Here is an 11,904-nt window from a genome sequence, read left to right on the forward strand (position 1 = left end):
CGCGTTTCAGCATGGCCGCCAGCACCCCGCCCGAAAACCCCTATATCGCCGCACGCCAGGAATGGAACGAGCGCTATGGCTCCTATGTGAAGGCCGCGGCCGCGTGGCGTCTGGTCGGCATCACCGGCATGCTGATGGCGGTGATCGGCTTCAGCTACGCTCTTTATCAGAGCACTGAGGTCAAGCTTGTTCCCTACATCGTCGAGGTCGACCGTCTCGGCACGGCGGTCACCGCCGGTTTCCCGCAGCAGATCGAATATGCCGACCCGCGGGTTGTGCGGGCGACGCTCGGAAGCTTTGTATCGAATTTTCGCAGCGTGACGCCGGATGCTGTGGTGCAGAAGCAATATATCGACCGGACCTACGCGCTGCTGCGCACCTCCGATCCCGCGACCGAAAAGGTCAACGCCTGGTTCCGCGGCAACTCGCCCTTCGAGAAAGCAAAGACGGCAACAGTCGCCGTCGAGGTCAACAATGTCGTCCCGCTCTCCAACCAGAGCTACCAGATCGACTGGACCGAATATGAGCGCGACCGGAAGGGCAAGGAAACCGCAGTCCGGCGCTTCCGCGGCATCGCCACAGTGACACTGACCCCGCCGCAGGACGAGGGCGTCATCCGCCTCAATCCGATCGGCCTCTATCTGCGGGACTTTGAATGGACCGCCCAGCTTTGAAAGGCCCGCTCAACGTAATGACGAGAGAAGGAACGACTATCACGGCGACGGTGCTAACGCTGTCTGTACTTGCCGCCGCCGACATCCTTGCGGTGCCTGCCGCCCGAGCGCAGGAGATGACCGCCAACGAGGCTAAGGGGGCATATATCTCGGGCCAGTGGCGCGGCTCTGGGGGGCTCGTGACCAAGGGACCGGATGGAAAGGTGATCTTCCTCTATGGCGAGATCCAGCCCTCGGTCGTGTGCTCGCCCCTTCAAGTCTGCGACATCGAGCTCCAGGCAGGCGAGGTGGTGCGCGATGTGCTGGTCGGCGACACCGTGCGCTGGAAAATCGAGCCGGCGACCTCGGGCGCTGTGGGAGGCCAAGCGATCCACCTGATCGTGAAGCCGGCAGAGCCGGGTCTGGTCACGTCGATGGTGGTGACGACGTCGAGGCGCACCTACCACATCCAGCTGAAATCGCATGAAAGCCAATACATGGCGCGAGTCGGCTTCGAATATCCGGAAGACGTCTCGGCGCGGCTTGCCGACATCAACGCCAGGCTGGAAGCGAGCACGATCCCGGGCGCCGGCGTGCCGGCCGAGCAGCTGAATTTCCAGTACAGCGTCGGGGGAAGCGCGCGCTGGCGGCCGACGCGGGTCTATTCGGACGGTGAGAAGACCTACATCCAGTTTCCACGGTCGATGGCCGGCCAGGACGCGCCTGTGCTCTTCGTCGTTTCGGGCGGCGAGAACCGCATCGTCAACTACCGGATGAAGGGCAACATGATGGTGGTCGACTACCACGTCGATCGCGCCGTGCTGGTTTCAGGCGTCGGCTGGCACAAGGAGAAGATCAGCATCAGGCGGGGAGGGTAGGCGATGCGTGCTGGCCACCTCGTTCCGCGATTCCTCGCCGTCGCTATCGCTGCCGCACTGCTGGCCGGCTGCCAGACCTTGGGAGCGGACGGGGTTATCGCCAGTTCCGCGCCGGCGGAGATCTCTGGCGCGGCCGCGAGCGCCATTGCCGGTGACATGGTGAGCCGCCTTGCCGAGCATGTCGGACCGGGGACTGGAACGATCCTGCTCAAACCCGACGGCTCGCCGTTCGGCGGTGCGCTCGAGGCCTCGCTCAAGGCCTGGGGCTATGCCGTCGTCTCCGACCAGAAGACGGATGGCGAGAAGCTGATCCCGCTCGCCTATGTCATCGACAGCTATGACGGGCAGGTGCTCGCCCGCCTGTCGACCGGTTCGCTCGACCTCGGCCGAGCCTACACCGCGACGTCGGCCGGCGCGACGCCGGCGAGCCCGCTTTCGGTCATGCAACGCGGGTGAGGGGAGGGGAATATGGTCCAGTCCCTCAAGCTTGGAGGCGGAGAGGCGGCGGAGCAAAAAATCCGGCGCCTCAATCGCCTGCCGGTGGTGATCGCGATCGGCCTCGTCATCGCGTTTCTTGCAGTGATCATTTATGGGCTGACATCGCGTGGTCTCTATTTCTCTGGTGAACCTGAGATCGACCGGGCCGACGGGGCTCCTGCTTCGACCTACGCCGACCGGCTGAAGCGCGGCGTTTCCGACGGGATCATCGGCGAGCCCGCGGCAGCGCCCATGTTCCAGCCGGCGCCGCCTGAGCGCACGGAACCGAAGGTAGCGCCGCAGCCCTCCGCCGCGCAGCCGGAACGGCCCGCGCCGTCGCCCGAGCCGGAAGCCGTGTGGCGTGCGCGCTTAGAGCGCGAAGCCGAGGAGCAGTATCTGCGCGAGCGCTATCGCCAGCGCATGGCGCGCCTGCAGGCGAACGATTCGGCCTATGATTCGCCGATTGCCGTGAACGTGGACAAGCTCCGTTCATCTCCCGGTCCAGGGGCCGCAGGACCGGCTGCCGGCGCAAACGGCCCACGCACCGGGCCTGGCTCAGCAGCCGACCTCTATGGCGCCGCCCTCCAGGCAGGGCTGAACGGCCAGAACCTCGATCCAAACGGACAGGGGTCGAAGGAAGATTTCTTCAACGCCGACCTCAAGGAGCTCGGCTATCTCCCCAACCAGGTCGTGCCGCAGCAATCCCTCTGCGAGCTCAAGCGCGGCTCGGTGATCCCGGCCACTCTCATCACCGGCATCAACTCCGATCTTCCCGGACGCATCACGGCGCAGGTCAGCCAGAACGTCTACGACAGCGCGACCGGCCACCGCCTGCTGATCCCACAAGGCGCCAGGCTGTTCGGGCGTTACGACAGCAAGGTTTCATTTGGCCAGTCGCGCGTGCTCGTGGTCTGGACGGACATCATCTTCCCGAACGGCTCCACCTTGCAGGTCGGCGGCATGGCGGGAACGGATGCCGAGGGCTATGGCGGCTTCAACGACAAGGTCAACAACCACTATTTGAAAACGTTCGGCTCGGCGGTGCTGCTCGCTGTCATCGGCACCGGCATCGACATGGCGTTGCCGGAGAGCTCGACGCTCGCCACGCAGGACACGGCCTCCGATGCGGCGCGGCGGAATTTCGCGGAGACGTTCGGCCGGGTGGCTGAGCGCACCATCAACAGGAACCTCGACGTCCAGCCGACGCTGGAAATCCGCCCTGGCTACAAGTTCAACGTCCTTGTCGACCAGGACATCGTTTTTCCCAGCGCCTATCGCGGCTGAGGCCCGGATGGACGTGCGGAGGGCGCTCTGATCTGAGCCGCATCTTGCCGTCAGTCAGCAGGCACCAACGGGATGTGGCCGAGGACGTCGAGCAAGGTCGAAAGAGCCGTCTGCTGGGCGTGCATATCGATCACTGCCGTGACATAGGCGATGCGGGCAGGGCCTACGGTATCACAAGCTGTCACAGGCGGCGACCTGCGCCATTCCTCGTACCTGGCCTCGGCTACGTCGCGGAGGCGTCGATGCATCCTGATTGCCTGAATCGTGATCTGTTCAAGATCCCACTTCGACAGATTTTCGGTCAGGCCGATCACTGGCCTCAGAGTGATTTTGTGCTCTGGCTGCACATCGCCGATTGTTTCGGTGGCCATCCATACTCTTCTTGAAATATCGTCCGCGGTGCGCGCCCGCTAACGTCAATCCCTGATCCAAAGCCGGGGTTTAAACTGTACTCAGACAGTCCTGCGACGACCTTTAGCACCGAGGCGCGCCTGTAGAGAGGCCAGTTTCTGTTTCCCCGCAAGGATTGGATAGACGGCCATTATCAAAAGGTACGGCCGCAACCCGAGCCTTGCCCTAAGATAAGTAATGTCGGTCGTTGTGGAGCGTGTAAGTGGCCGCGTGCGGACCGGACTTCTGCCCGCCCCCTGTGAAGTGAATATGCCGTGCCCTTAGATCAGCTTGAGCTTCGTCGCAAGAGCAGTAGCCTGCGCGAGGCTTCCGGCATCGAGGGCCTTGCGTGCGTTGTTGAGGTGGAAATTCACCGTCGCGAAAGACATGCCCTCGATCGCCGCTATTGCCTTCATCGATTTACCTTCGGCCGACCATTTCAGGCAAAGGGCCTGCCTCGCTCTGAGCTCCACCTGAGCGCTCGCCGTCGGCTGGGCATCCTGTTGTTCGAGCTTTGCGTGGAGGAGCGCGACAGCTGTTACCGCCGCAAGCTGATCGATGTCGCGGTCCAGCGACAGCGACGGCTTGTGCGACGCGAGAGTCAGCATCGACATGTGGCCAAACGCCGTCCTGATCGGGATCGTGATGCCGGACCGAATGCCAAAGTCGCCTGCCTCCGCATAGAAAGTGCGAACCCGACCCGACGATGCCGTTCTCGGGCTCTGAGCGGCCCAGATGAAGGCCTCCATCCTTGCCCGCGCGGCCGCCACGACTGGATCGATATCCTTGTAGTCGCGTTCGAAATAGCGCTGTTGCCATTCATTCGCGTAGTTCGATATCGCGTAGGTCCACACTGGCTGGACGTTCAGGTAGGCGTAGCAGTCGAAGCCGAGCTCATGGACCGCGTCGGTGAGCGCGTCCTTCAACATTGCCTCTGTCCCTGTCAGCGACGAGATGTCGGACAACTTTTGGAACCAGCTTCTTAGCACTCGAACCTCCCTATTCGGCGTTCTCCGTTTTTTTGCTTCGGAGACGCACACGCCAAGTGTTCCGATGGGGATTGAATTCGAGAAACTCATTTTCAAAGCTCAATCCTCCGTGGCCGCCGCGTCGAGTCGTGGGCGGCCCATTCCTCCTATGTGACTGGAACCTCTGCACTTCGGATTGCGAGCAGGGTGTGAATCAGGGCTTCGCCGCCCGCCTCTGGCGGTCCGGAGTTGTCGATCTCAAGAGCTGCGACATTGGAGATGTCGGCCGATCTGGCTCTGGCAAGGCGACCCGCGATCATAGCGTCGCTCTCGCGGCCACGCGCGTTAAGGCGAGCGGCGATGATCACTGATGGCGCGGTGACGTTGACGATATGGAGACTGGGGAAGTGGGAGCGGGCCTCCGGCAGGACGGCACGCGATCCGTTGGCGACGACGGTGCAGCCTTCGACGATCCAGTCGTTAACGACTGCTGGCAGGCCGTAGTAGAGGCCGTGCGCATGCCAATGAAGGGCAAAGGCGTTGTTCGCCGCCAGGGTTTCGAACGCCTCGCTGGTGGCGGGCTCGTGGTCCTCGCCGATCGATGCGGGGCGGGTGATGACACGGCGGACAAAGCGGAAATCAGGGTCCGATCGCAGCCGCCGGCGGGCATGGTCGATGAGTGTGTCCTTACCTGCACCGCTGGGGCCGACGATGAGAACCAGTTGGCCACACGCGCGGGTCATGGTGTCACACCGCCTCCCTGAGGACACTGCGGCTCCTCAGGGCGAACTGCGAGCGCACCACAAAATCGGCGCCGGGATGTTCCTGAACGAAGAGGGACAGGGCATCGACGCCGTAGTCTTCGGCAAGCAACGACGAGAAGGCCTCATCCAGCTCCTTCCTCACACCGGGCCGATCCTCGACGGGAACACGATCGGTGAGCGTCATGTGAAAGCGGAAGCGGTTGAAGACGTGGGGGTAACCCCAGCGTGCGAGATAGGTGGTCTCGGTCTCGTCGAGCGGGCTGCGCAGCCGCCGCTGAAGTTCGGCTTGGTTCATCGGTGCCCGGAAGCAATCGAAGTCCTCGACGATATGCGAGGCAAAGCCCCGCAAGGTCGGGATCGGGCTGACAGGAACCAGTGCGAAGAAGCCGCCCAGCAAATCGATCTTCAGGGGACCGATCGGACAGGGCGGCCATGCCGCCACGAAGCTACGCAGCGCCCGCTCCAGTTCCTCGACCGAGGTGCCTTCCTTCAACCGGAACGGCGCCTTCAGCGTCGCATGGAACCCATAGCGACGCGGTTCGGTAGTCAAGGCACCGCGGACCGCATCCGCAGCAGCGGCCGCGTGCTCAAAGGAAGCCTTGGCCGAACCGCCGGCGAACGCGTCCCGCCCGAGCCAGCTTCTCGCTGCGACCGTCAGCGGATGTTCCGACGCCGGAGTGTAGTAGATTCCGTAACGGGCCAAGCCGGGTTCTGGCATCAGGCGGCCGCCTCCGCCGCTGTGGTATTGAACCTGGTTCCGCGAACTGCCTGCTTGCCGACCTCGAACAGCCGGTCGGCGACAGCCTCGCGTACCTCCTCGTCGTGAAAGATGCCGACGATGGCAGTTCCCCGTGCCTTCGCCTCATTGATCAGTTCGACGACCGTCTGCCGGTTGGCGGCATCGAGCGATGCGGTGGGTTCGTCGAGCAGGAGGACGGGGTAGTCCACGATGAAACTGCGCGCGATGTTGACGCGCTGCTGCTCGCCGCCGGAAAAGGTCGCCGGCGCCAACGACCAGAGCCGCTCGGGGATATTGAGACGAGTGAGAAGTGCCCTTGCCTTGGCATAGGCGTCCTCGGCCGGAACACCGTTGGCGATCGCCGGTTCGGCGACAACGTCGAGGGCGCTGATGCGTGGAATGACCCGCAGGAACTGGCTGACATAGCCGATGGTGCTGCGGCGGATCTCGACGACCTCCCAGGGCTCGGCCGCCAGAAGATCAACGGTCTGGCCGAGGTGCTCGACGAGGATCCGCCCGGCATCCGGTTTGTAGTTGGCATAGAGCGAGCGCAACAGCGTCGACTTGCCGGCGCCGGACGGCCCGTGCAGGCAGACGCATTCGCCGGCCTGTACCGTCAGGTCGATGTCATCGAAAACCGGCAGGACGATGCCGCCCTGCGTGTGGAGCGTGAAGGTCTTCGTGAGACCGACGGCGCGAAGCGCGGGATGCTGAAGTGCTTGTTCCATCGAGATGTCCTTTGAGAACCGAAGGGAGGAAGAGGTCGTGCCGGCGCTAGAACACCCGGGCGCCTTCCTTCCACACGCCGCGAACGAGCGGCACGTCGCCGATTTCAATAAAGTGGCAAAGATCGGCTCTTGCCCCGATTTTGATGGCGCCTCGATCGGAAAGATCCGTCGCCAAAGCGGGGTTCAAGCTTATCGTCGCAATGGCACTGGGAAGGCTCAAGCCGATGGGGTCCCTCGTGAGCTGGAGGGCTCCATGCAACATGCTTGCCGGGACATAATCAGAAGCAAGAATATCGAGGTGACCAGTCGTCGCCAGTTCTCGGGCGCTTACATTTCCCGAGTGAGAGAGCCCACGAACGACGTTCGGGGCACCCATCAACACGCGGACACCGAGAGAATGGGCGGTTTCTGCAGCAGTCCGGGTCGTTGGAAACTCGGAGATCGTAACGCCGGCGCCGTGGGCCTCCCGAACATGCTCAGGCGTATCATCGTCGTGGCTCGCGATCGGCAATTGGCGCGCCCGTGCAAGAGCAATGATCGTCTCTTGGTTCCGAGGCCCAATCGATCGGGACTCTTCGATCCATTCCGCAACGCGCCGGTCAGCGTCTTCTTCCGACCAGCCGTAGTCCCTGATCTGCATCGCCCGGAAGCGGTCCAATTGGGGCGACTGGCGATGACCAGGCGCGTGGTCCATGACCGAGACAAGCTTGACCAGCGGATTGTCCGCGTGCGGTTCGAATGCCGACACCACGTCGTCGTCGGTTACCTCACAGCGCAGATGGAGGTAATGATCCGCGCGAAGCAGGCCGAGTTCTTGAGCCGTCCCAATAGCCTCCACGATAAGCGGCACGATGCGAGCCCTATCGCCCCTTGTTATGTTGTCACGCGTGGTCGAGCCTAGAGAGAGGGAATCGAAGACCGTGGTAATGCCGGCTGCTGTGACAACTGCATCGTGCGTTGCGACTGCGGAAATCGGGTTCCAGATCACGCCGGTGCGCGGCAACGCGTGCTTTTCGACGTTGTCCGTATGAAGATCGACAAGGCCTGGCGACATATAACCGCCTTCAAGATCGACCGCCATCGGCACGGAGCTCCGACCGGCGGAAACATCGTTGATCAGACCATCCTTGATGTGGACAGTTCCTTCAAAGATTTCTTCAGGTAGAACCAGTCTGGCGCCTGTCAGCGTCAGTTCTTTCGGAGCGCGTTTTGCAGCTTTGCTGCGCGACGGAGCATTGCGTTCGAGAAACATCTAAAGCACCGACGAAACGAGAAGTTGGGTGTAGGGGTGATGAGGGTCATCGAGGACCTGGTCGGTAAGACCGGTCTCCACAACATTGCCTCGCCGCATGACGATGATCCGATGCGCCAAAAGCCGGGCGACGGACAGGTCGTGTGTCACCAGCACGACTGCCACCCCGATGTTCATGACCAGACCCCGCAGGAGGTCGAGCAAACGGGCCTGGACTGATACGTCGAGGCCGCCGGTAGGTTCGTCCATGAAGACAAGGCGCGGCTTGGTCACGAGGATCCGGGCGATCTGCAGACGTTGCTGCATGCCGCCGGAAAATGTCTTGGGATGATGATCGGTGCGGGAGAGATCGATTTCGACCTTGGTGAGCCAGTCTTGAGCCTCTTTCCGGATGTCGCCATAGTGCCTCGCACCGAGGCCCATCGGCCGCTCGCCGATGTTGCCGCCAGCACTCACCGCCATCCTAAGACCATCTCGCGGATTTTGATGGACGAGGCCCCAGTCCGTCCGCATCAACTTTCGACGTTCTGGCTCCTTCAATGTCAGGACATCCGTCGGCCCTTTGTGCTGCATGTCGTAAACGACAGCGCCCTTGTCCGGCACCAGCCCCCCTGAAAGGCAGTTGAGCAGAGTGGACTTCCCGGATCCCGATTCCCCCACGATCGCGATGATCTCACCCGGAAACAGACCGAAGGAGATATCCTCGCAGCCCAACGTGCTGCCATAGGCTTTTGTAAGCTGCCTGACTGACAGGAGCGGCTGGCGGCGGGCCGACCGTATTTGCGTTGAAGCCGCGTTCATGAGTTCGGCCCTTTTGCAGCTTCCGTCGATGGGTAAGCTTGCGAGTGAGAGGTCCGCTCATCCGATCCGGTCTGCCCGCTTTCCCTTCGCGTCGCGCAGTAGTCCGTGTCGGAGCAGACGAACATGCGCTGTCCTTTGTCGTCCATCAAAATCTCGTCGAGATAGCTTTCGGTCGCTCCGCAAAGCGAGCAACACTGCGTCCATCGCTGCACCTTGAATGGATGGTCGTCGAAATCGAGACTGCGAACCTGTGTGTAGGGCGGGACAGCGTAGATCCGCTTTTCGCGGCCCGCGCCGAACAGCTGGATGGCTGGATTGTTGCCTACCTTTGGATTGTCAAACTTGGGGATCGGCGAAGGCGACATCAGGTAGCGCCCATTCGTCATGACCGGATAGCTGTGGGTCGTGGCGATATGGCCAAAGCGGGAGATGTCTTCGTAGAGCTGGACGCTCATCAGACCGTATTCCCCGTAGGCGTGCATCTTGCGCGTCTCGGCTTCCCGCGGTTCCAGCCGCTGCAATGGTTCCGGCGACGGCACCTGATACACGACGATCTGCCCCTCCTTGAGAGGCGTTTCGGGCACACGGTGTCGCGTTTGGATGATGGTGGCCGCACTCGTTTGTTCCGTCGTTTCGATGCCGGCAACCCGCTTGAAGAAGCGGCGAATGGACACGGCGTTCGTCGCATCGTCGGCACCCTGGTCAATGACCTTCAACCGGTCATCCGGTCCGATGACGCTGGCCGTCAGCTGAATTCCACCAGTTCCCCAGCCGTAGGCGAGCGGCATCTCGCGACTGCCGAAGGGGACCTGGAGACCAGGAACGGCCATCGCCTTCAGGATGCATCGGCGGATCATTCGCTTTGATTGCTCATCGAGATAAGCAAAATTATAGGCTGAGCGGCCGCCGCTGCGGGCTGCGCCTTGTTGATTGGCGGTCATTCTGCGGCCTCCTTTTTCAGACGATCGCCCCTCTGCTCCTGTCGCAACTGTCGTATGAACTGCAGGTCGGCCTGAAAGTCGACGTAGTGCGGCAAGGTCAGGTGCGAGACAAAGCCAGCCGCTTCGAGATTGTCGGTGTGGGCCAGCACGAACTCTTCGTCCTGAACCGGATAGCGCGCTTCCTCGCCTAACTCGCGGCAGCGCAAGGATCGATCGACGACGGCCATGCCCATGGCTTTGCGCTCGCTCTTTCCAAAGGAGAGACCGTACCCTCTCGTAAATTGCGCAGGGCGGCATTCGGAGCCGCCAAACAAGTCCAGCATCTGGCACTCAGTTACGGTGATGTCTCCGATGGAAACCGCAAAACCAAGTTCCTCCGGTACGATCTCGACGGCGACGTCTCCAACGCGCGTTTCGCCAACATAGGGATGGGCCGCGCCATAACCCCGCAGCGCGGAATAGGCCAAGCCGACCACGAAACCTTCATCGCCGCGGGCGAGGTTCTGCAGTCGCTGATCGCGCCCTGCGGGAAGGCTCAGAGGCTCTCGTGTCAGATCGAAAACGGCCTGCTGTGCAGCCGGCGCGATTTCAACTTCGATCAGACCTTCGTCAGAAATGCTGTCGAAAGCGCGACCCACGCCGGATTCAAGCGACTTGTCCGCAACGTTGGCTTTGGCGTCTTCGGGATGCGCAGGATCGAGAAGATCAAAGTCAAGGAGCCGATGGGTGTATTCGTAAGTCGAACCCAGTACCTGGCCGCCGGGGATGTCCTTGAACGTCGCCGAAACACGCCGCTGAATGACCATTCGAGCCGTATCGAGCGCATTTGAGACCGCAAATCGCGGCATGGTCGTGCGGTAGGCACGCAGGAGAAAAATCGCTTCGACGGCATCGCCTTGCGCCTGCTTCAGCGCCAGGGCGGCAAGTTCTCGATCATAGACGGAGCCCTCGCACATCACCCGGTCGACGGCCAGGCCCATTTGCCCGGAAATCTGGCGGACGGTCAACTCGGGAACCGAAGTGTCCCCGCGCCGATCTTCCGCAATCAGGCGGTGCGAATTCAGGATTGCCTGCTCGCCCCCTTTAACGGCAACATAAGCCATCTAAACCTCCACTGAAATGCTGCGTGGGAGGGCGATCACCGATCTCCCGGAGGTGAAAAGAACATCCACCCCGATCGGATAGACCTCGTGGTTGCCCTGCCAGTCCTCCCAGAACCAGGAAGGAAGACCGCCGACAGCCAGCGAGATGTCGCGTGGGATACCGGGGCCGCGCAGTCGAACTGACGGACCGCCGTCAAAAGCCGGGACCTGAATGACAACGGTTGCCGAGCTCTGAGGCTCCAGGTCGGTTCCGACCGCGAACTGATCCAGGCGCGGCATGCTCATCGGGTCGCAAATAACGGCAAACGAGGATGCCTCTGCGCTGGTGACCGGCACGCCGCAATGGAACGCAAGGAAATCGCGGACCAGCTTCAAGTCTGACGCCGGATCGAGCCAAATGGGCGTTTCGAAGTCCATCAACGTCAAACAGACAGAAACGGTCGAGGGATCGAGAGGGCCGATCCGAGTGTTCGCGCGAGAAAGGACTTGAGGCCGTCCGACGTATCCATAGGCTTCGAGGATGCATCGAAATGTATGCTGGCTATCGAAGACGGGATCGCTAAAGCCGGGTTCGATACCCGCGGTATCTATAGCGCTCATCATTCAGGCTCTCTGGCTTGAGACATTGCGAAGAAATCAACTTTCGTCGAAGCTGCCTTGCGGCTCTTGAGATCGCGGCGCAGGGATTGCGCGCGCTCGAATTCGGAAATGACTTTCAACGTGGCCGAGGCGGTCTCATCGCCTCGTTGCAAAAGTGCATCGAAAAGTGCGGCGAGCTCTGCCTGGCGCTGATCGCGACCGAGGATGAATGCAAATCCGGTCGTGCCGTCCGTGAGCTTGAGCGCGCAGCGTGTCATCGTGACCTCACCGAGGTTGAACGAGGTCCGGGTTTCGCACCCCCGCCCTCGCACAAGCACCAGGCCGCG

General features: G+C 61.9%; 15 protein-coding genes. 4 read left to right on the forward strand and 11 right to left on the reverse strand.

Going from position 1 to position 11,904, the window contains the following annotated elements; translation table 11 throughout:
• Positions 1 to 11 precede the first annotated feature (11 nt).
• The 4 genes from AC0L3D_RS31725 to trbI are packed head-to-tail and all read left to right on the forward strand — an operon-like array spanning position 12 to position 3,292.
• The gene (locus AC0L3D_RS31725; protein ID WP_473647000.1) at positions 12 to 674 is read left to right on the forward strand and encodes a conjugal transfer protein TrbF; all 663 of its coding nucleotides are present in this window, start codon (positions 12 to 14) and stop codon (positions 672 to 674) included.
• Positions 656 to 1,531, forward strand: a complete 876-nt coding sequence (trbG, locus tag AC0L3D_RS31730) for a P-type conjugative transfer protein TrbG (RefSeq protein WP_473647001.1) — start codon at positions 656 to 658, stop codon at positions 1,529 to 1,531. Before AC0L3D_RS31725 ends, trbG begins: the two co-directional genes overlap by 19 nt.
• A 3-nt stretch (positions 1,532 to 1,534) precedes the next feature.
• The gene (trbH, locus tag AC0L3D_RS31735; protein WP_473647003.1) at positions 1,535 to 1,987 is read left to right on the forward strand and encodes a conjugal transfer protein TrbH; all 453 of its coding nucleotides are present in this window, start codon (positions 1,535 to 1,537) and stop codon (positions 1,985 to 1,987) included.
• 12 nt (positions 1,988 to 1,999) lie between these two features.
• Complete coding sequence (trbI, locus tag AC0L3D_RS31740) at positions 2,000 to 3,292, forward strand: IncP-type conjugal transfer protein TrbI (RefSeq protein ID WP_473647005.1); 1,293 nt, start codon at positions 2,000 to 2,002, stop codon at positions 3,290 to 3,292.
• 50 nt (positions 3,293 to 3,342) lie between these two features.
• Here the strand turns inward: trbI and AC0L3D_RS31745 are convergent, their stop codons facing one another.
• From AC0L3D_RS31745 to phnG, 11 genes are all read right to left on the reverse strand, one after another.
• Positions 3,343 to 3,663 carry a transcriptional repressor TraM gene (locus AC0L3D_RS31745; RefSeq protein WP_473647007.1) on the reverse strand — a complete coding sequence of 107 codons (321 nt, stop codon included), beginning with the start codon at positions 3,661 to 3,663 and terminating at the stop codon, positions 3,343 to 3,345.
• Between the two features lie 300 nt (positions 3,664 to 3,963).
• Positions 3,964 to 4,671: an autoinducer-binding transcriptional regulator TraR gene (gene traR, locus AC0L3D_RS31750; protein ID WP_473647009.1), complete on the reverse strand. Its 708-nt coding sequence runs from the start codon at positions 4,669 to 4,671 to the stop codon at positions 3,964 to 3,966.
• Between the two features lie 146 nt (positions 4,672 to 4,817).
• Positions 4,818 to 5,393, reverse strand: a complete 576-nt coding sequence (gene phnN / locus AC0L3D_RS31755) for a phosphonate metabolism protein/1,5-bisphosphokinase (PRPP-forming) PhnN (protein ID WP_473647011.1) — start codon at positions 5,391 to 5,393, stop codon at positions 4,818 to 4,820.
• A gap of 4 nt (positions 5,394 to 5,397) precedes the next feature.
• Positions 5,398 to 6,132, reverse strand: coding sequence for a DUF1045 domain-containing protein (locus tag AC0L3D_RS31760; protein WP_473647012.1), 735 nt, complete (start codon positions 6,130 to 6,132; stop codon positions 5,398 to 5,400).
• Positions 6,132 to 6,881, reverse strand: a complete 750-nt coding sequence (phnL, locus tag AC0L3D_RS31765) for a phosphonate C-P lyase system protein PhnL (protein WP_473647014.1) — start codon at positions 6,879 to 6,881, stop codon at positions 6,132 to 6,134. The genes AC0L3D_RS31760 and phnL overlap by 1 nt, the downstream gene beginning before the upstream one ends.
• 46 nt (positions 6,882 to 6,927) lie before the next feature.
• Positions 6,928 to 8,133: an alpha-D-ribose 1-methylphosphonate 5-triphosphate diphosphatase gene (locus AC0L3D_RS31770; RefSeq protein ID WP_473647016.1), complete on the reverse strand. Its 1,206-nt coding sequence runs from the start codon at positions 8,131 to 8,133 to the stop codon at positions 6,928 to 6,930.
• On the reverse strand, positions 8,134 to 8,934 hold the full coding sequence (phnK, locus tag AC0L3D_RS31775) for a phosphonate C-P lyase system protein PhnK (RefSeq protein ID WP_473647018.1): 801 nt from the start codon (positions 8,932 to 8,934) through the stop codon (positions 8,134 to 8,136).
• Entirely contained in the window at positions 8,931 to 9,875 is a 945-nt protein-coding gene (locus AC0L3D_RS31780) for an alpha-D-ribose 1-methylphosphonate 5-phosphate C-P-lyase PhnJ (RefSeq protein WP_473647020.1), read from the reverse strand. Before AC0L3D_RS31780 ends, phnK begins: the two co-directional genes overlap by 4 nt.
• Positions 9,872 to 10,978 carry a carbon-phosphorus lyase complex subunit gene (locus AC0L3D_RS31785; RefSeq protein ID WP_473647022.1) on the reverse strand — a complete coding sequence of 369 codons (1,107 nt, stop codon included), beginning with the start codon at positions 10,976 to 10,978 and terminating at the stop codon, positions 9,872 to 9,874. The genes AC0L3D_RS31780 and AC0L3D_RS31785 overlap by 4 nt, the downstream gene beginning before the upstream one ends.
• Positions 10,979 to 11,581: a phosphonate C-P lyase system protein PhnH gene (phnH, locus tag AC0L3D_RS31790; protein ID WP_473647024.1), complete on the reverse strand. Its 603-nt coding sequence runs from the start codon at positions 11,579 to 11,581 to the stop codon at positions 10,979 to 10,981.
• Positions 11,578 to 11,904, reverse strand: a 327-nt coding sequence (gene phnG, locus AC0L3D_RS31795) for a phosphonate C-P lyase system protein PhnG (RefSeq protein WP_473647026.1), incomplete at its 5' end; no start/stop codon positions are given. The genes phnG and phnH, both read right to left, overlap by 4 nt.

The organism is Mesorhizobium sp. WSM4837 (assembly GCF_055811435.1).